General features: G+C 70.3%; 14 protein-coding genes and 1 pseudogene. 7 read left to right on the forward strand and 8 right to left on the reverse strand.

All coding sequences use genetic code 11. The features are described 5' to 3' along the window. Positions 1-43: 43 nt before the first annotated feature. From bioB to CLT74_RS13900, 3 genes are read left to right on the forward strand one after another with little or no spacing between them, the layout of a single operon-like run. Entirely contained in the window at positions 44-1,039 is a 996-nt protein-coding gene (gene bioB, locus CLT74_RS13890) for a biotin synthase BioB (RefSeq protein ID WP_099846919.1), read from the forward strand. Continuing rightward, on the forward strand, positions 1,036-1,236 hold the full coding sequence (gene bsaP, locus CLT74_RS13895; RefSeq protein WP_099846920.1) for a biotin synthase auxiliary protein BsaP: 201 nt from the start codon (positions 1,036-1,038) through the stop codon (positions 1,234-1,236). The genes bioB and bsaP overlap by 4 nt, the downstream gene beginning before the upstream one ends. Before the next feature lie 4 nt (positions 1,237-1,240). Then, a complete protein-coding gene (locus CLT74_RS13900; protein WP_099846921.1) occupies positions 1,241-1,744 on the forward strand; it encodes a GNAT family N-acetyltransferase in 504 nt (167 codons plus the stop codon). A 325-nt stretch (positions 1,745-2,069) separates the two neighbouring features. Here CLT74_RS13900 and CLT74_RS13905 read toward each other — a convergent pair. After that, positions 2,070-4,918, reverse strand: a pseudogene (locus CLT74_RS13905) (glycoside hydrolase family 9 protein). Between the two features lie 475 nt (positions 4,919-5,393). Here CLT74_RS13905 and CLT74_RS13910 point away from each other — a divergent pair. Both CLT74_RS13910 and CLT74_RS13915 read left to right on the forward strand, forming a co-directional pair. After that, a complete protein-coding gene (locus CLT74_RS13910) occupies positions 5,394-6,170 on the forward strand; it encodes an LPXTG cell wall anchor domain-containing protein (RefSeq protein ID WP_486582303.1) in 777 nt (258 codons plus the stop codon). Positions 6,171-6,495: 325 nt separating this feature from the next. Further along, positions 6,496-8,064 (forward strand): aldehyde dehydrogenase family protein, encoded by a 1,569-nt coding sequence (locus tag CLT74_RS13915; protein ID WP_099851964.1) that lies wholly within the window; start codon positions 6,496-6,498, stop codon positions 8,062-8,064. Positions 8,065-8,163: 99 nt separating this feature from the next. Here CLT74_RS13915 and CLT74_RS13920 read toward each other — a convergent pair whose 3' ends face one another. Further along, positions 8,164-9,222, reverse strand: a complete 1,059-nt coding sequence (locus CLT74_RS13920) for a GNAT family N-acetyltransferase (RefSeq protein ID WP_099846923.1) — start codon at positions 9,220-9,222, stop codon at positions 8,164-8,166. Positions 9,223-9,326: 104 nt separating this feature from the next. Beyond that, entirely contained in the window at positions 9,327-10,028 is a 702-nt protein-coding gene (locus CLT74_RS13925; RefSeq protein WP_099851966.1) for an amino acid-binding protein, read from the reverse strand. 148 nt (positions 10,029-10,176) lie between these two features. Here CLT74_RS13925 and CLT74_RS13930 point away from each other — a divergent pair, with 148 nt between their 5' ends. Both CLT74_RS13930 and CLT74_RS13935 read left to right on the forward strand, forming a co-directional pair. Continuing rightward, positions 10,177-11,229 carry a phosphotransferase family protein gene (locus CLT74_RS13930; protein ID WP_099846924.1) on the forward strand — a complete coding sequence of 351 codons (1,053 nt, stop codon included), beginning with the start codon at positions 10,177-10,179 and terminating at the stop codon, positions 11,227-11,229. Continuing rightward, the gene (locus CLT74_RS13935; protein ID WP_099846925.1) at positions 11,229-12,449 is read left to right on the forward strand and encodes an acyl-CoA dehydrogenase family protein; all 1,221 of its coding nucleotides are present in this window, start codon (positions 11,229-11,231) and stop codon (positions 12,447-12,449) included. Before CLT74_RS13930 ends, CLT74_RS13935 begins: the two co-directional genes overlap by 1 nt. 197 nt (positions 12,450-12,646) lie before the next feature. Here CLT74_RS13935 and CLT74_RS13940 read toward each other — a convergent pair whose 3' ends face one another. The 5 genes from CLT74_RS13940 to CLT74_RS13960 all read right to left on the reverse strand — a co-directional run bounded on the left by CLT74_RS13940 (position 12,647) and on the right by CLT74_RS13960 (position 18,426). Then, positions 12,647-13,693 carry a LacI family DNA-binding transcriptional regulator gene (locus CLT74_RS13940; protein ID WP_099851969.1) on the reverse strand — a complete coding sequence of 349 codons (1,047 nt, stop codon included), beginning with the start codon at positions 13,691-13,693 and terminating at the stop codon, positions 12,647-12,649. Between the two features lie 82 nt (positions 13,694-13,775). Beyond that, positions 13,776-15,209: a GH1 family beta-glucosidase gene (locus tag CLT74_RS13945; RefSeq protein WP_099846926.1), complete on the reverse strand. Its 1,434-nt coding sequence runs from the start codon at positions 15,207-15,209 to the stop codon at positions 13,776-13,778. Then, positions 15,206-16,048, reverse strand: coding sequence for a carbohydrate ABC transporter permease (locus CLT74_RS13950; protein ID WP_099846927.1), 843 nt, complete (start codon positions 16,046-16,048; stop codon positions 15,206-15,208). The genes CLT74_RS13945 and CLT74_RS13950 overlap by 4 nt, the downstream gene beginning before the upstream one ends. Positions 16,049-16,058: 10 nt before the next feature. Continuing rightward, complete coding sequence (locus CLT74_RS13955) at positions 16,059-17,027, reverse strand: carbohydrate ABC transporter permease (protein WP_099846928.1); 969 nt, start codon at positions 17,025-17,027, stop codon at positions 16,059-16,061. Positions 17,028-17,136: 109 nt separating this feature from the next. Beyond that, complete coding sequence (locus tag CLT74_RS13960; protein WP_099846929.1) at positions 17,137-18,426, reverse strand: extracellular solute-binding protein; 1,290 nt, start codon at positions 18,424-18,426, stop codon at positions 17,137-17,139. Positions 18,427-18,514 lie beyond the last annotated feature (88 nt).

An 18,514-nucleotide genomic window follows, 5' to 3' on the forward strand; every position in this document is an offset into this window, starting at 1 on the left:
CGCTCGTTTACCGCCCGCGAAGGGGCCTTGTAGGGTACGTGCCATGCCAGAGATCCTCGACCAGGCCCGGGACCAGGTGCTGCACAACGGCGTCGGTCTCGATGAGGCCGGTGTCCTCGCCGTGCTGAACCTGCCCGACGAGCACCTGTCCGCCCTGCTCCAGCTCGCCCACGACGTGCGGATGCGCTGGTGCGGCCCGGAGGTGGAGGTCGAGGGCATCGTGTCGCTGAAGACCGGCGGCTGCCCGGAGGACTGCCACTTCTGTTCCCAGTCCGGCCTGTTCACCTCGCCGGTGCGGTCGGTCTGGCTGGACATTCCGTCGCTGGTGCAGGCGGCGAAGCAGACCGCCGCGACCGGGGCGACGGAGTTCTGCATCGTGGCCGCCGTACGCGGTCCGGACGCCCGGCTGATGAAGCAGATGCGGGAGGGTGTCGCCGCGATCAAGGCCGAGCTCGACATCCAGGTCGCCGCCTCGCTCGGCATGCTCAGCCAGGAGCAGGTAGACGAGCTTGTCGACATGGGCGTGCACCGCTACAACCACAACCTGGAGACCTGCCGCTCGTACTTCCCGAACGTGGTCACCACCCACTCCTGGGAGGAGCGCTGGGAGACCCTGCGGATGGTCCGCGAATCCGGCATGGAGGTCTGCTGCGGCGGCATCCTCGGGCTCGGCGAGACGGTCGAGCAGCGGGCCGAGTTCGCCGCGCAGCTCGCCGAACTGGATCCGCACGAGGTGCCGCTGAACTTCCTCAACCCCCGGCCCGGCACGCCGCTGGGTGACCGCCCGGTGGTGGAGGGCAAGGACGCGCTGCGGGCCATCGCCGCCTTCCGGCTGGCCATGCCACGCACCATCCTGCGGTACGCGGGCGGCCGGGAGATCACCCTGGGAGATCTCGGTACCCGCGACGGGCTGCTCGGCGGCATCAACGCCGTGATCGTCGGCAACTACCTGACCACTCTCGGTCGACCGGCCACCGACGACCTCAAGCTCCTCGACGAGCTGAAGATGCCGGTCAAGGCGCTGTCGGCGACCTTGTGACGGTGGCTGTGGCAGCTCAGACCTGGTGCGACAGGTGCGGCGAGGCGGCGGCGGCCGGCGTACACGAGGAGTGTGCGGCGGCCCGGGCCCTGGAGCCGCCCCGATACTGCGCCAGGTGCCGGCGTCGGATGAAGGTGCAGGTGCTGCCGGTCGGCTGGTCGGCGATCTGCGTCGAGCACGGCGAACTTCGGAGTTGAGCGGATGCTGCACGGCAAGGCGGTGACCCTACGACCGGCGACGGCCGCCGACGTACCCGCCCTGGCCGGGATCCGCGCCGAGCCCGAGGTACGTCGCTGGTGGCGGGGCGGCGACGACCTGGTCGCCGCCGTCGAGGAGGACCTCGCCGAGGAGGGCCTCCGGGTGTACGCCATCGAGCACGACGGCCGGGTGATCGGCGCGATCCAGTGGCACGCCGAGGACGACCCGGACTACCGGCACGCCGGCATCGACATCTTCCTCGACCCGTCGGTGCGCGGCGCCGGGCTCGCCGGGGACGCCATCCGGGTCCTGATCCGCCACCTGATCGACGTCCACGGCCACCACCGCTTCACCATCGACCCGGCGGCGGCGAACACCGCAGCCATCCGGGCGTACGCGAAGGTGGGTTTCCGGACCGTCGGGGTGATGCGCCGCTACGAACGTGGCGAGGACGGCCGCTGGCACGACGGCCTACTGATGGACCTGCTCGCCGACGACCTGCGCTAGTCCCGACGCCGGAGCACTACCTGTGGTTGGACGCTGTCGAGCTGATGGCGCGGACGAGTCAACCATCCGGCCACATCGATCCACCGCAACCACCGCACCGTCGGCCCGTCCGGGCTGGCCCGGGCCCGGTGCTCGGAAGGGCCACGGACCCGAGGCGGCACCGGGCCGCGCGGCGCATCCTGTGATAGCGCAGACGGTTCAGCTCGACAGTGTCCGCAGTGGCGTGTGCCGGCCACTGCGACCGGCACGGCATCACACCAGACCCGATGCCGCGCCAGGCCGGGGGCGGGCCCCCGGCCTGGCAACCGGCCGCAGCCGGTGAATCTCAGCCGATGGTGCAGGTGGCGCCGTTGAGCGTGAACGCGGTGGGCTTCGGGTTGCTGCCGGTGTGGGTGCCGTTGAAGCCGATGCCTACCGACGCGCCCGCTGCCAGGTTGCCGTTGTACGACAGGTTGGTGGCGGTCACCGCCGCGCCGGTCTGGGCGTAGGTGGCCGACCAGCCCTGACCGACCCGCTGCCCGGCGTTCGGGAAGCTGAACGCCAGGGTCCAACCGTTGATCGCGGTGGTGCCGGTGTTGGTGATGGTGATGTTGGCGGTGAAGCCGGTGCTCCAGTCGTTGCTGCCGTAGGTGACCCGGCAGGGCGAGGTGGGCAGCGGCGCCGAGGTGGTCACCGTCACCCGTTCCGACGGCGACGAGGCGTTGCCGGCCGCGTCGATCGCGACCACGTAGAACGAGTACGTGCTCTCGGGTTGCAGGCCGGTCACCGCGTACGTGGTCCCGGTGACCGTGGCGACAAGCACGTCACCCAGCGCCGGCCCCCGGTAGATCCGGTACCCGGTCACACCCACGTTGTCGGTCGACGGGGCCCAACTCAGCGTGGCACCGGTCGTGGTGATCGCCGACGCCGTCAACGAACCCGGCGCGCTGGGCGGCACTGTGTCACCGTCATCGACCGCCGGGACGGTCACGGTCAGCTTCGGCGACGCGGTCGAGGTGTTGCCGGCCTTGTCCCGGGCCTGCACGGTGATCTCGTAGGTGCGCGCCGGGGACACGTTGAGCACCAGCGAGTTCGTGCTGGAGGGGTACCAGCTGTAGGTGTCGCTGCCGACCACGTGGGTGTTGACGATGTAGACGTCGATCCCGCTGCCCGCGTCGGTGGACGCTGCCCAGGTCAGATTCACCGAGCGGGAGGTGACCGAGGTCGCCACCGGCGTGCCGGGAGTGGTAGGTGGCGTGGTGTCACTGCTGGACGCGGGGTCCTCGCCCCACACCCGCACGCCACCGACGTAGAGCGGCACGTTGCGGTTCGGGCCGGCGGTGGCCTGGAACGACGGGTCGTCGCTCGGATCCCAGGCGACGCCCTCCCGCACTCCGATCTTGAACTGCACCTCCATCCGGTGCTGCGACTGGCCGGCGGGGCGATGGTGTGTCCGGTGCAGTCGACCTCGACGTAAAAGAGATCACCGCTGACGTTCCTGGCGGTCGTGGGCGCCGGGCAACCCTGGGTGTAGCCGGGCGTGACCACAATCGGCTCCAGGCCCAGACCAGGGGCTCGGAAGTAGTAGCGGAACTTGGCGTCGGTGAGTGCCCGCGCCGGGAAGGCCGACTTGTTGTAGACGATCGCCTTGATGCCGGTGGACCGGGTCTCGTTCTGCATCACAGTGGTTTCCACTGTCAGCTCGTCGATGTCGGGCTGCTCGGGGACCGGGAAGTTGGCCAGCGGGGTGCCGCCGTACTCCTGCGACAGCCGGGCCAGCGCGGAGGTGAAGCCGGCGTTGTAGTCGGTGGCGACCTCGTTCATCACGTAGTCCGACCGGTTGTCGGTGTACGCGTCGTTCGGCGAGGACGGCCCGCCGACAAGCGCCCCGTACAGGGTGTGCCGGGTCTCGGTGGGCACGGTCATGCTGTCCCACCAGGAGCCGTGCGCGGTGCGGTGGTGGGGGTTCTTCGGCGGGTTGGCGCCGAACCCGATCACGTAGCTGGAGTTGCGCGGGTTGTCGCCGAGCGCGTAGTTGATCTGCCGGACGGCGAAGTCGTGGTAGCGCGCCTTGCGCGTCGCGTCGGTGATCTTGTCGCTGTAGACGAGCGCCGCGAACGAGGTGTTCGCGGCGTAGCGCAGCGCGCCCCACGAGTCGAGCACCGCCATCCCGCCCGGCGAGTACCGGACCCGCTCGCCGTTGACGCCGACGGTCCAGAAGTCCAGCCACCGGTTGGCGTCGTCGACGTACTTCTGCTTGCCGGTCAGGTTGGCCAGCAGCACGTACGCCCCGAACTGCTTGTTGTCCCAGGCGACTGTCCACTTGTAGGAGCGGGTGGTGGTCTGCGGCTCGGTGCCGAGCTTGTCGTACTCGCTCTCCGCCTTGGCCAGGTACGCGGCGTCACCGGTGGCCCGGTACAACCAGATCGCGCCCCAGACCAGCTCGTCCTGGTAGCCGCTCCAGGAGCGGTAGAAGCTCGTCGCGTCGGTGATGCACTCGTGGTAGTTCTTCCGCACCGTGTCGGCGAAGGTGTAGAGCTGCTTCGCGTGGGTCAGCAGCTTGTCGGCGTAGGCGGCGTCGGTAGGCCGGAAGACCATGGAGGAGGCGGCCATCGCGGCGGCGGTCTCCCCCGCCAGGTCCGCACCGCCACAACTCGCGTCGATCTTGTACGCGGGCCGCGCCATCGGCATCACCTCGGCCGGTCCCCACCACTTGTGGTCGGCGTCCCCGTTGCCGACCTGTCCGTAGAGGACGTTCGGCGACGGGTGCGCCTTGACGAAGTAGTCGTTGACGTAGCGCAGGTTGTTCAGCAGGTGGGTGAGCTGCCCCGACGCGGCGTACCCGGCCCGGTACTCGACCGCGCCCCAGGCCAGCATGGTGGCGCTGAACGCCATCGGGAAACCGAACTTCACGTGGTCACCGGCGTCGTACCAGCCGCCGGTGAGGTCGAGCCCGACATCCGAGCCGTCGCGCAGCGCCGAGTCGCCGCGCCACGAGACGCGGTTCCACTCCGGCAGCTCACCTGACTGCTGCGCCTCGTAGAACAGCAGCGACTTCTGGAGCGCCTCGGCGTAGTTGAAGGCCGGCGCGGCGGCGGCCACGGCCCCGTCGGTGGGTGCGGCGGCGGCACCGGTCGCGGGTACCCCTGCCGCGAGCGCGAGGCCGGCGGCGAGCGCGCTGACGGCGGCCAGCATCCGGCGGGGCCAGGGCTGGTCGGCACGGCGATGCGGCCACGGTTGATCCGGCAGCGGTCGATCACCGCGGAAGCGGCCCGACCGGGAAGGTTGATGCATACGACTGCTCCTGTCGATGCGTGCCCGACGGCATCGACCGGACGCGTGGCCGCGTCGGTGTGGACGGGTGCCGGCGGTGGTGGTGGCGAGGTGGCTCCAACAGGACCGGGAGCGCTCCCATGGATAGCTGACAATGTAATCCGAGCACCGGCGGTTGGGAAGCCCGCCCGATGGCGACACCGGGCGTCGGGAAGCCGTTCTGCGTTACACCGACACGCGCTGAAACGGCCCGTGAGGCATCCTCGCGGACGCATCGTGGCCTCAGATCCGCCCAGGTCAGGCCGTTCGCCTGAGATCAGGAACGGCGGTCCGGATGCAAGCATGTGCCGTCATTACGCGGAGATCCGGAGGAATTCCCATGCCACAGCGTCGGCACGTGGCGCGCACGGCCCTTTCTGGCGCCGCTGCCGCGGCCCTCATCTTCCTCGCCACCCCGGCCTGGGCGAGCAGCACCGTACCGCTCCACTCGGCCCACCGGGGTTCCATCGCGGCCGACTTCCAGCAGCAGTGCGCGGACACCAGGTTCGCCGACCGCCCCGCCGACCACGACGGTTGGCACTTCGTCCTACCCGGCGGCCCTTCCGTGGGCGGCTTCGAGAGCCTGACGCTGACCTTCGACAACGGCTCCGGCACGGTGAACGTCACAGTGCCGGACGCCGCCGACGCCTACCCCGACGCGCTCCACCCCGCCGGTAACGCCGGCCGCGTCATCCACGCCTACCTGTTCACCCCGGCCGGGTGGACGCTTGTGGACGGTAGCGCCACGATCAGCGGCCAGGGCGACCGCTTCAACCTCAGCCACACCTGCGCCGGCCAGCCGACGCCGGAGTCGCCGACCCCCACGCCCACCAGCCCGCAGTCGCCGACGCCGACGCCTACCAGCCCGGAGTCGCCCACGCCGACGCCGACCACGCCGGAGTCACCCTCTCCGACGCCCACCGTCCCGCAGTCGCCGACGCCGACGGCCCCGGAGTCGCCGGTTCCGTCGGACGGCACCGGCGGTGGCGGTGGTGGTGGTGGTGACGACGGCAATCTGCCGGTCACCGGTGCGGCGGCGACGACAATGGCCCTGGTCGGCGTCGGCCTGATCGGTGGCGGCGTCGCCCTTGTCGCACTGCGACGCCGTCGTGACGGGATCACCTTCACCAGCTGACAACGCCATCCGAGAACGGCCGCCGGCATCCCGCCGGCGGCCGTTCTCGTGGTATCCGGTGATACCGCCGGAGGATCGCGACCGTACTCGCCAGTAACAAAGGGGGAATCATCACACCATCGAATGATCTCAATCATTGGTCGGGAAAACCGCAGGTGGATGCGGTCGGCCGAAGCATGCCCAGAACCTCCACTGAGGACTGACAGTCATCGGATGTCCTGCGATACGGAACGTGCTGTTGCCGTCGCGCTGGGCCGCGCGCGACAGTACGCGACACCTGGCGGCACCCGTCGACGGCCGCTCCCGCCCACCTGAGGAGATCGCGATGGCTCTACGACTCGCCGACGGAACCTCCTGGCCCGACACCCTCGCCCGGGCGGTGGCCGTCACCGGTGAAGCGTTCGACAGCCCGGCCGGCGGCATCACCACACTGCGGAACCTGGTCAGCGGCGAGTGGCGCACCGGTGGAGCGCCGACGCCGACGCGTACCCCGGTCGACAACAGCGTGCTCGTCAACGTGCCGCGGCTGGACGCGGCGACCGCCCACGACGCCGTCGCCCACGCCGCGGCGGCCCACGCCAGCTGGGCCGACACCCCGCTGACCGAACGCAAGTCGCGGGTCACCGAGGCCCTGGACGCCCTCACCGGGCAGCGCGACCTGCTGGCCCTGCTGCTGGTCTGGGAGATCGGCAAGCCGTGGCGACTGGCCTGCGCCGACGTGGACCGCGCGCTCGACGGGGTGCGCTGGTACGTCGACGAGATCGACCGGATGCTCGCCGACGGCCGTACCCCGCTGCCCGGCCCGGTCAGCAACATCGCCTCCTGGAACTACCCGATGAGCGTGCTGGTGCACGCCGAGCTGGTGCAGTTGCTCGCCGGCAACGCGGTCATCGCCAAGACGCCGTCCCAGGGCGGCGCGGTCTGCCTGACCGTGGCGCACGCTTTGATGCACCGCGCCGGGCTGCCCGCCACCCTGCTCTCCGGCAGCGGCGAGGCGTTGTCCGAGGTACTGGTCCGGGCACCGGAGATCGGTGCGGTGGCGTTCGTGGGTGGCCGCTCCAACGGGGGCAAGGTGGCCGCCGCGCTGCTCGACTCCCACAAGCGCCACTTCATCGAGCAGGAGGGTCTCAACGCCTGGGGCATCTGGAACTTCTCCCAGTGGGACCTGCTCGCCGCCCACCTGAAGAAGGGCTTCGAGTACGGCAAGCAGCGCTGCACCGCGTACCCCCGGTTCGTGGTCCAGCGGGACCTGGTCGACGAGTTCCTCGACATGTACCTGCCGGTCGTCCGCTCGGTCAGGTTCGGGCACCCGCTCGCGGTCGAGGACAGCTGGCGTGCCGGCGACCCGTTGCCGGAGCTGGACTTCGGTCCGTTGATCAGCGCCGCCAAGGCCGACGAGTTGCGCCGCAAGGTCGACGAGGCGGTACGCGGCGGTGCCGTCCCGTTGTACCGGGGCAAGCTCGACGGCGCGCCGTTCCTGCCCGGGCAGGACACCTCGGCGTATGTCGCGCCATCGGTGCTGCTCGCCCCGCCCGGCCGGTCCCGGTTGATGCACGCCGAGCCGTTCGGCCCGGTCGACACCATCGTCGTGGTGGACACCACCGACGAGCTGCTGGCCCAGATGAACGCCTCCAACGGCGCACTCGTGGCCTCCCTCGCCTGCGACGACACCGACGAGGCGGCGAAGCTGGCGGTCGACCTGCAAGCCTTCAAGGTGGGCATCAACAAGCCCCGTTCCCGGGGTGACCGCCAGGAGCCGTTCGGTGGTCGGGGCGCCTCCTGGAAGGGTGCCTTCGTCGGCGGTGACCTGCTGGTCCAGGCGGTCACGGTGGGCGACGACGACCAGCTCTACGGCAACTTCCAGGACCGCACCGCGCTCCCCCCGAACATCTGACCCACCCACGGTCGGCAAGCACGCGGTGGGCAGGACCCCCGCACCGGGAGTCCTGCCCACCTCACCGGCCTCCGCACCGGAGGTCGGTCGTTCGAGCCGTCAGCCGGCGCTCTTCGCCCGTGCCGGTGCCTCGGCGGCGACCGGCACGGTCAGGGTCAGCAGAGGGCCGTCCCGCTCGACAGTGGTCGGCCGGGACAGCCGGCGCAGCGTACGCAGCATCGGCGTGTTGTCCCCCTGGACGTGCGCCACCATCGCCGCGTAACCGGCCGACTCCGCCTGCCGGGTCAGCCGACGCAGCAGGGTCGAGCCCAGCCCACGGCGCTGCCAGTCGTCGCGTACCAACAACGCCAGCTCGGCCTCGTCGCCTTCGGCGAGCAGGTTCGCCATCGCGACGACCGACTCCGCCGCCCCGTCGGAGCCGGTCGTCGCGGCGACCAGGGTCAGCCCGCGGGCCGGCTCCAGGAGCCGACGCAGTCGGGCCGGGGAGGGTAGACCCGCCCCCAGGTAACGGCGCTGCCGGCTGCGCACCGAGCAGGCCTCGTGCAACTCGACCACGGCCGTCAGGTCGTCGGCCACGGCCGGGCGCACGGTCAGCTCGGCACCGTCCGGCAGGACCACTGTGACCTGCTCGGCGCTACGGCGGGCCGCCGTCGCCCCCAGTTCGAGCAACGCCTGAGCCCGGGCGTACTCGGCCGGGGTGAAGCTCGGCGCGACCCGGCGCAGGGCGTACGACCCACCGTTCGGGTCGGCCAGCAGCATCGTCGTCCCGTCGATTCCCGGTCGGGCCGGTACCGCCGCGGCCCGCCAGGTCACCTCGTCGGCACCGAGCAGAGCCCGCAGCACCTCGCCTGTCGCGTCCGGGTCGTGCACCAGCCGGGTCGCCAGCCCGAGCACCCGGGTCGGCTGGTCGGCCAGGCCGCGCGCCTCGCTACGCGCCACCCAGCAGTCCCGACCCCGTCCGCGTTCGACGGCGGCCAGCAGTCCCGCCTCGTCGAGGGTGTCCGGCGCGTCGACGAGGAAGTCGTCGACGGCACCGCGCTCGGTGGTGTGCACCTGCACGGTGAGGATGTTGACTCCACGCAACGCGAGGCTCGCCGTGAGCACCGACAGGTAGCCCGGCCGGTCGTCCACGGTGGCTCGGATCCGCCACAGCGTCATCGTTGCCTCCCTTCCCGTGCCACAGTCGTCCGCGGCTGTTGCCTGCCGGTTGCCTCACCATGTCCAGCCGCGACCGGCCCTGCGGTCTACGTCACAGCTCCCGGTCAGGGGTTGGCGCTGACCGGTGGAGCGGCCACCAGGTCGAGCCGGTCGCCGAGGATCACCGCGCAGGCACGGACCAGTTGGGCCAGCCGGTCCACCTCGGTGGAGTGGAAGGCGGCCGGCGTGAGGGTCTCGCTGTGCTCACGGGACACCACCAGAACCAGCCCGGCCCGACCGAACGGCGCGACCGCGAAGTGGCCGCCGTCGGGGGCGGTCATCGCCCGGGCGCGCAGCGGGGTCACCTCCGGCAGCTTCGGCGGCACCGGGGTACGCCAACTGGCGTGCCCCACTGTCGCGCCGCCACCTCCGGTGCGGGACGCCCAGTCGACCGGCACCATCGCGGCGACGGACCAGTCGGCGGCGAGCAGGCCGGGTACCGCGTCGACAAGGGTGGCCAGCCCGTCGGCCGGGTTGGCCGCGACCTGGGCCAGCAGCTCGGCGTCCTGGCCGGTGGTGGTGGGCGCGCCGATCGCCCGCCAGACCCCGTCCACCCGTACGCCGGGGATCGCCGCCAGGCCGGCCAGCAGCCGCTCCACCCGCGCGGCGCCCGGCCACACCACCGTGAAGTCGTCGACCGCCCGCCCGCCGAGGCGTTCCAGTACGACCACCTGGACGATGTCCGCCCCCGACACGCCGAGGGTGCGCGCCACCTGACCGAGCGTGCCTGGACGGTCCGGCAGGGTGACCCGAACGCGCAGCAACATTTCAAACCCCTCCGCTCGGCGGGCCGGCACACCGGCCGGCAGGCTGGTCCCAGCCTGGCAGTTGACCATTTCGTCCCTGTTGCGGCGGCATGTCCCGAGGGTCAAACCTGACCTTGACAACCCGTCGGAGCTGCCATGAACTGTCCGGATGACCGAACCGACCGCCGGCTCGCCCGCCGGTCTGGATCTGGACCGGCTCGGTGGGTACCTCGCGGCGCACCGCCCGGACCTGGCCACCGGGCCGTTACGGGCCGAGCTGATCGCCGGTGGCAGGTCGAACCTGACCTACCTGGTGCAGGCCGGCGACCGGGAGGTGGTGCTGCGCCGCCCACCGCTCGGGCACGTGCTGGCCACCGCGCACGACATGTCCCGGGAGTTCCGGGTCATCTCCGCGCTCGCCCCGACTGACGTCCCGGTGCCCGGCGCCCTGCTGCTCTGCCCGGAGCCGGACGTGCTGGGCGCGCCGTTCTACCTGATGGAACGGGTGCCGGGCGAGGTCTTCCGCAGCCGCTCCCGGACCGACCAGCTCACCAGCGCGGAGCGGCACGGGTTGGCCACGGCGATGATGGACACCCTGGCGGCGCTGCACACGGTCGAGCCGGCAGCTGTCGGCCTGGCCGACTTCGGCCGTCCGGAGGGTTTCCTGGCCCGGCAGGTCCGTCGCTGGTCCGGGCAGCTCGACCGCTCCCGGAGCCGGCCGCTGCCGGGCATCGACGAGCTGCGCGACAGGCTCGCCGCCACCGCACCCGAGGGTGCCAACGCGGGCCGGATCGTGCACGGCGACTTCCGGCTGGACAACCTGCTCGCCACCGTGGAACCGGTGACCGTGACGGCGGTGCTGGACTGGGAGATGGCCACCCTCGGCGACCCGCTGACCGACCTCGGCCTGTTGCTGACGTACTGGGACGTGCTCGGCGGCAGCGAGGTCTCCGACGGCAACCCGGTCGCCGACGGCCTCGGCCCGCGCGCCGGCTTCCCCAGCGGCGCCGAGCTGATCGACAGGTACGCCGGCCGCAGCGACGTCGACGTCGGTCCCCTGCACTGGCACATCGCGCTGGGCTGCTTCAAACTCGCAGTCATCTGTGAGGGCATCCACTACCGGCACACCCTCGGCCAGACCCTGGGCGAGGGCTTCGACACCATCGGCGGCCTCGTCGCCCCGCTTGTGGCACACGGACTCACCGCGGTGAAGGAGGCCTGATGGACTTCGCGTACGACGCCCGGACCGAGCAGCTTCGCGTGGAGCTGACCGATTTCCTGGAGCAACACGTGTACCCGGCCGAGCCGGTGCACGCCGCCCAGGTGGCCGCCGCCGGTGACCCGTGGGCCCGCCCTGCCGTACTGGCCGAGCTGAAGGCCGAGGCCCGCCGGCGCGGCCTGTGGAACCTCTTCCTGCCCGATCCACGCCACGGTGCCGGGCTGACCAACCTCCAGTACGCCCCGCTGGCCGAGCTGACCGGGCGCAGCCCGCACCTCGCCCCGGAGGCGCTGAACTGCGCCGCACCGGACACCGGCAACATGGAGCTGCTCGCCGAGTTCGGCTCCCCCGCGCAACAGGAACGCTGGCTCACCCCGCTGCTGGCCGGCGAGATCCGCTCCGCGTTCTGCATGACCGAGCCCGACGTGGCCTCCTCCGACGCGACGAACATCGCCACGTCGATCCGCCGCGACGGTGACCACTACGTCATCGACGGCCGCAAGTGGTGGTCCTCCGGCGCGATGGACCCGGCCTGCGCGATCCTCATCGTGATGGGCAAGACCGACCCGAGTGCCGACCGGCACCGCCAGCAGAGCATGATCCTGGTCCCCCGCGACACCCCCGGGGTCACGGTCCGTCGGGGCATGCGGGTCTTCGGCTACAGCGACGCCTCGCACGGCGGCCACGCCGAGATCGACTTCGAGGGCGTACGCGTGCCGGCGGAGAACTTGGTCGGCGCCGAGGGCACCGGTTTCGCCATCGCCCAGGCCCGGCTCGGCCCCGGCCGCATCCACCACTGCATGCGCCTGATCGGCGCGGCCGAGCGAGCGTTGGAACTGCTCTGCCGCCGGGCCGTCGAGCGGGTCGCCTTCGGCCGCCCCCTCGCCGAGCAGGGCGTGGTACGCGAGTGGATCGCCGAGGCCCGGGTCCGCATCGAACAGGCCCGGCTACTGGTGCTCAAGACGGCCTGGCTGATGGACACCGTCGGCAACAAGGGTGCGCACACCGAGATCCAGGCCATCAAAATCGCCACCCCCGCGATGGCCGAGTGGGTCATCGACAAGGCCATCCAGGCGTACGGGGCGGCCGGAGTCAGCCAGGACACCCCCCTCGCCCAGCTCTGGGCCCAGGCCCGCACACTGCGCCTCGCCGACGGCCCCGACGAGGTGCACCGCAACAGCCTCGCCAAGCGCGAGCTCCGCCGCTGGAGCACCCGAACCTGAACCCGCCCCGAACCCCATCCCATCAAGTGCCCCCGGGGCCGCAGTGGTTAGTCACCCAGCGTCAGATGCACGGGGAGTAACGTCGGTTCAGCCCGGGGGCCAGGCCGCGAGCGTCACGGAGCTGTCAGCGCGACGAGAAGGACGTGCTGGACGCGGAGGCAAAGCTCGGTAACGGGCAGGCCGTGGGCGGCGCGGGGTCAGGCGGAGGCGCGCTCCACGAACTGGGTGTCCAGGACGACGTGTGGGGCGGGGATCTCGTCGCCGCGGATCCGGGCGACCAGTAGCCGGGCCATCTGCCGGCCCATCTCCTCCACGGGCTGGAAGACCGACGTCAGCGGCGGGTTGGCCTGTCGGGCGATCGGCTCGTCGCCGAAGCCGACCACGGCCACGTCCTGCGGTACCCGGCAGCCGGCCTCACGCAGCGTCCGCATGGCCCCGAAAGCCATCAGGTCGGCGGCCACGAACACGGCGTCCAGGTCGGGGCAGCGCTCCAGCAGTTTCCGCATGGCCGTCGCCCCGCTCTCCTCGCTGAAGTCGCCGTACGCGATCAGGTCGGGGTCGACGCCGAACCCGGCGGTGCGGACCGCGTCCCGGTAGCCGGACAACCGGGCCAGGCCGGCGCCCATGTCCTGCGGGCCGGCGATGGTGGCGATACGCCGCCGACCCCGGTCGGCGAGGTACTCGACGGCCTGCCGTGCCCCACCGGCGTTGTCCACGTCGACGAACGAGACGGGCTGCGCCTCGGGGTGCAACATCCGCGCGGGCCGCCCGCCGAGCACGGTGGGCAGGTCACGCTCTTCCAGCAGGGTGGGCAGTGGATCGTCGTCGTGCAGCGAGAGCAGCAGCACCCCGTCGACGTGCTGGTTGGTCAGGTGGTGCTCGACCCGTTCCCGCTCCAGCGGCGACTGGGCCATGGCCAGCCACAGCTGCAACGGTGTCTCCAGCAGGGCTGAGCTGATCCCCCGGACGATGCCGGCGAAGAACGGCTCGGCGAAGATCCGCTCACCGGACTCGCTGACCACCAGGGCCACCGAGTCGGTCCGTTGGGTGACAAGTGCCCGGGCGGCACGGTTCGGTACGTACCCCAGCTCGGCGATGGCCTGCTGCACGGCGGCCCGGGCCTCCGGACTCACCTGCGGAGAGCCGTTGACCACGCGGGAGACCGTGCCGCGGCCAACTCCGGCGCGGGCGGCGACCGCGTCGAGCGTCGGCCGCCCGAGCGACCGGGTGCGCTGCGTTGTCATCGTCTGCTCCTCCGACATCAGGCGGCCCCGGCACCTTCACCAGCGTTGGTGCCGGGCCGCCCGTTACTGGCTGGCCGTCGCCCTATTGTGCGGCCAGACCGTTGCGTCGGATCACCTCCGCGTACCACCTGGCACTGGACTTGGGGATGCGCGTCTGCTTGTCGTAGTCGACGTAGATCATGCCGAACCGCTTCGTGTAGCCCCAGGCCCACTCGAAATTATCCATCAGCGACCAGGCGAAGTATCCCCGCAGGGGCACGCCCGCGCTGATCGCCTCGTGCGAGGCGCGCAGGTGGGCGTCGAAGTAGGCCAGCCGGTCGACGTCATCGACCTGACCGTCGACCACCTCGTCGACGAAGGCCGACCCGTTCTCGGTGACGTAGAGCGGAAGGTCCGTGTACTCCTCGTGCACCCGACGCAGCGTCTCCACCAGACCGGGGGCGTCGATCTCCCACCCCATGTCGGTCACCGGCACGCCGCGGGTGACGAACCGGACGTCCTCGCTGCCCGGCCAGCAGGCCTGGGCCCGCCAGTAGGCTTCCGGCTGCTCACCGGGGACCGGCCCGGCCACCACGTGCCGGCTGTAGTAGTTGACCCCCACCACGTCCAGCGGCGTGGCGATGGTGGCCAGGTCGCCGTCATGCACGTGGCTGAGGTCGGTCACCTTCGCCAGGTCGGCGACCAGGTCGTCGGGGTACGCGCCGCGCAGGATCGGGTCGAGGAAGAACCGGTTGGCCAACCCGTCGATCCGCCGGGCCGCGTCGACGTCCCCCGGCGCGTCGCTGGCCGGGGTGACCGGATACAGGTTGACTGTCACCCCGAGCTGCGCTCCCGGCACCGCCGTACGCAACGCCTGCACGGCGAGCCCGTGCCCGAGCATCAGGTGGTGTCCGGCACGGACCGCGTCGGCCCCGTCGGAACGGCCCGGGGCGTGCACCCCGGAGCCGTAGCCGAGGAAGGCCGAGCACCAGGGCTCGTTGAGGGTCGTCCAGTACTTCACCCGGTCACCGAGCGCGTCGGCCATCAGCAGGGCGTAGTCGGCGAACCGGGCGGCAGTGTCCCGGGCCGGCCAGCCGCCGCCGTCCTCCAACTCCTGCGGCAGGTCCCAGTGGTAGAGGGTGAGCCAGGGCTCGATCCCGTTGGCCATCAGCTCGTCGACCAGCCGCTGGTAGAAGTCGAGCCCTTCGCGGTTCACCGGGCCCGACCCGCCCGGCTGCACCCGGGGCCAGGAGACCGAGAAGCGGTACGACTTCAACCCCAGCTCGGCCATCAGCCGGACGTCGTCACTGAGCCGGTGGTAGTGGTCGCAGGCGACATCGCCGGTGTGCCCGGCGACCGTCCGGCCCTCGGTGTGGCTGAAGGTGTCCCAGATCGACGCGGTCCGGCCGCCCTCGTTCGCCGCGCCCTCGATCTGGTACGCGGCGGTCGCCGCGCCCCAGAGGAAGCCGGGCGGGAAGGTCAGCGGCGGACGCTCGTCGAGGACGCCGACAGCGGGCGGGGTGGCGGGGTTGCTCACGACTTGACTGCACCTTCCATGATCCCGCCGATGATCTGGCGGCCGAAGAGAACGAAGACGAGCACCAGCGGGATGGTGCCGACCGCCGTGGCGGCGAAGACCTGGGAGTAGTCCGTGTAGTAGGCGTACGACAGGAAGGAGAGCGAGACCTGCAGGGTCGGGTTCTCCGGAGAGAGGATCGCGTACGGCCAGAGGAAGGAGTTCCAGGTCTCCATGAAGGTGAGCAGACCGAGCACGCCGGCCGCCGGCCGCAGCGCCGGCAGCACGATGTTCCAGTAGATCCGGAACGTACTGGCACCGTCGACCCGACCGGCCTCGATCAGCTCGTCGGAGATCGCCTGGCTGGCGTACTGCCGCATCATGAACACACCGAAGGCGCTGACCAGGAACGGCACGGTCACCGCGTAGAGGGTGTCGTACCACCCCAGCGTCTGCATCATGCTCCAGAGCGGGATGAGGCCCATCTGGGTCGGGATCATCATGGTGACGATGATCGCCAGCAGCAGCACGTTGCGACCGCGGAAGCGCAGCTTCGCGAAGGCGAAGCCGGCGAGCGAGCCGGTGAGCACCACCGACACGGTGACCACCGACGAGACGATGATCGAGTTCATCAGGCCCTTGAGGAAGTTGGCCGCGTCGTTGTCGAGCACCCGCCCGAAGTTGTCACCGAACGCGCCGGCGGGGGTCATCGGCGGTGGCACGTCGTTGATCGACTCCAGGCTGCGGGTGCCGATCACGATCATGTAGTAGAAGGGGTAGATCGACAGCAGCGCCGCCAGGACGAGCGCCATGTAGGTGAGTGGACTGGTGCGCCACAGGCGCTTTGAAGCCGAGGTCATCGATCTGTCCTCACTTGGACGCGCGGCGGACGAGTACGAAGTTGATCAGCGACACGAAGACGATGATCATGAAGATCGCCCAGGCGACCGCGGCTCCGTAACCTGCGGTACTCAGGTTGTAGATGCCCTTCTCGTACATGTACATGGCCAGCGTCTGGAACTCCCGCTGGTTGCCGCCGATGATGCTGCCGTTGCCGAAGAGCAGCGGCTCGGTGAAGAGCTGCATGCCGCCGATCGTGGAGAGGATGACCACGAAGATGAAGGTGGGCTTGAGCATCGGCAGGGTGATCTGCCAGAACTGCCGCCACGGGCTGGCCCCGTCGATCGCGGCCGCCTCGTACAGGTCCTTCGGGATGGCCTGCATGCCGGCGAGCAGGATCAGGGTGTTGTAGCCGGTCCACCGCCAGTTGACCATCGTGGCGATCGCGGTCCACGAACTCCACTCCTGCGCGCGCCAGTCGATCTGGTCCACCCCGACGAAGCTGAGCAGCCAGTTGAACAGGCCGAAGTCGCGCTGGAACAGCATGCCGAAGACGATCGCGACGGCGGCCACCGAAACCACGTTCGGCACGAAGATGGCCATCCGGAAAAAGGTCTTGGCGCGCAGCAGGGTCTGGTTGAGCAGGTTCGCCAGGAAGAGCGCCATCAGCAACTGCGGGATGGTCGACAGGGCGAAGATGCCGAACGTGTTGACCAGCGCGTTCCAGAAGTAGTCGTCCTTGATCAGCTCGGTGTAGTTGTCGAACCCGATGAAGGTGTGCTCGCCGATCATGTCCCAGTCGTGCAGCGACATCCAGGCGGTGCGCAGCATCGGGTACAACCCGAAAGCCCCGAAGATCAGGAAGAACGGCGCGATGTAGAGGTACGGGGAGTACTTGAGATCCAGGCGGTTGAAGAGGTATCCCCGGCGGCGTCGGGAGGGGGCGTCGGGGGGTGGTGCTGCTGGCGACGGCGGTGCCGTCGTGGCCGACAGGCTCATGCGAATTTCCTTTTCCAGCGAGGCCCGGGGGCCCTCGCGCAGGATGCTGCGCGGTGGGGACCGACCGGTGGCGTCCGGGTAGTCCCGAACGCCACCGGAAGGGAATCACTCAGAAGACACCCTGAGTCTTCGCGTCATTCGTGAACTGCTCCCAGGCCGCATCCTTGCTGGCCTGCCCGTTCTCGAACGCCCGCATCGCCGGCTCGAACGCGTTCTCCTTCACCGCCTGGTGCTTCGGGCCCAGGTGGATCGGCTGGATCTTGGCGACGCTCTCGCCGAAGATCTTGCCGGTCGGCGCGTTGCTGAAGTACTCGTTGGTGTAGCTGAGGAAGGCCTCGTTCTTCAGCGCCTCCAGGTTGGTGGGCAGCGGGCCCTTGGCCTTGAATGCCTCCACCTGGCTGGTGGCGTTGGTCAGGAACTCGGCGAGCTTCGCCGCCTCCTCCGGGTACTTGCTCTGCTCCGGAACGGACAGCCACGAGCCGCCCCAGTTGCCGCCGCCACCGGGCACGGCCGCCACGTCCCACTTGCCCTTGTTGGCCTCACCGGAGTTGTCCGCGACGATGCCGAGCATCCAGGACGGGCAGAAGGTGGCCGCGAAGGTGCCCTGCTTGAAGCCACCGGACCACTCCGGCGACCAGGTGGACGCCTTGGCGGAGATGTCGACCATCGAGGTCGCGGTGTCCCAGGCGGCCTTCACCGCGGGGCTGGAGTCCGCGATGATGTTGTTTTCCTTGTCGTAGAACAGGTCGGTGCCCTGCTGGAACAGCACGCCGTTGGAGACGGCGGTGATCGAGTCGACGAACGCCTTGCCGCTGGCCTGCTTGTACTTCTGGCCAGTCTGGTGGAAGCCGTTCCAGTCCGGCCAGAGAGCCGAGACAGCGTCCCGCTCGGTGGGCAGGCCGGCCGCCTCGAACAGATCCTTGCGGTAGCAGACGGCGAGGCTGCCGACGTCGGTCGGCAGACCGATCAGCCGACCGTCCGGCGCCTTGCCCAGCTCCCACTTCCAGGGCAGGTAGTCGTCGGCGATCTCGGACGACACCAGCGGAGTCAGGTCAGCCCAGTTGCGCGGGTTGGCCTTGAACTCGTTGAGGATGCCCTCTTCCAGGGCGGTCACGTCAGCCGCGCCCTTGCCGGTGGCGAGGTAACGGACCAGCTTCGGCCGGTACTCGCCGAGCTGGGCGGTCTTGCGCAGCTCGACCTTGATGCCGGTCTGCTGCTCGTACTGCTTGACGAGCTCGTCGTAACCCATTTCGCCGAAGGTGTCGACGACCAGCTTCTCGGGCTTCTCGCCCTCGGCCGGCGTGTCGTCGTCATTGCCGCAGGCCGCGAGCCCGCCGATGGCGGTGATCGCGGCCAGGGTGGCTGCCGCCATGCGGGAACGCCGCGTGGTGAGGCTCATCCTGACCCCTCTTTCGATGGTGAGGCTGCTATGTCTGTGGTGGGGGGTGCCGCAGCGCCTGCCGGCACCGACTCGGTCAGTCGGCGTC

Source organism: Verrucosispora sp. CNZ293 (assembly GCF_002754655.1).

What these genes read in the sequence shown, in the direction of transcription:
- bioB (WP_099846919.1), top strand. Translation starts at nt 44, where the DNA reads ATGCCAGAGATCCTCGACCAGGCCCGGGACCAGGTGCTGCACAACGGC.
- CLT74_RS13960 (WP_099846929.1), bottom strand. Translation starts at nt 18,426, where the DNA reads ATGAGCCTCACCACGCGGCGTTCCCGCATGGCGGCAGCCACCCTGGCC.
- CLT74_RS13920 (WP_099846923.1), bottom strand. Translation starts at nt 9,222, where the DNA reads ATGACGCTGTGGCGGATCCGAGCCACCGTGGACGACCGGCCGGGCTAC.
- CLT74_RS13925 (WP_099851966.1), bottom strand. Translation starts at nt 10,028, where the DNA reads ATGTTGCTGCGCGTTCGGGTCACCCTGCCGGACCGTCCAGGCACGCTC.
- CLT74_RS13935 (WP_099846925.1), top strand. Translation starts at nt 11,229, where the DNA reads ATGGACTTCGCGTACGACGCCCGGACCGAGCAGCTTCGCGTGGAGCTG.
- CLT74_RS13940 (WP_099851969.1), bottom strand. Translation starts at nt 13,693, where the DNA reads ATGACAACGCAGCGCACCCGGTCGCTCGGGCGGCCGACGCTCGACGCG.
- CLT74_RS13930 (WP_099846924.1), top strand. Translation starts at nt 10,177, where the DNA reads ATGACCGAACCGACCGCCGGCTCGCCCGCCGGTCTGGATCTGGACCGG.
- CLT74_RS13915 (WP_099851964.1), top strand. Translation starts at nt 6,496, where the DNA reads ATGGCTCTACGACTCGCCGACGGAACCTCCTGGCCCGACACCCTCGCC.
- CLT74_RS13900 (WP_099846921.1), top strand. Translation starts at nt 1,241, where the DNA reads ATGCTGCACGGCAAGGCGGTGACCCTACGACCGGCGACGGCCGCCGAC.
- CLT74_RS13950 (WP_099846927.1), bottom strand. Translation starts at nt 16,048, where the DNA reads ATGACCTCGGCTTCAAAGCGCCTGTGGCGCACCAGTCCACTCACCTAC.
- CLT74_RS13955 (WP_099846928.1), bottom strand. Translation starts at nt 17,027, where the DNA reads ATGAGCCTGTCGGCCACGACGGCACCGCCGTCGCCAGCAGCACCACCC.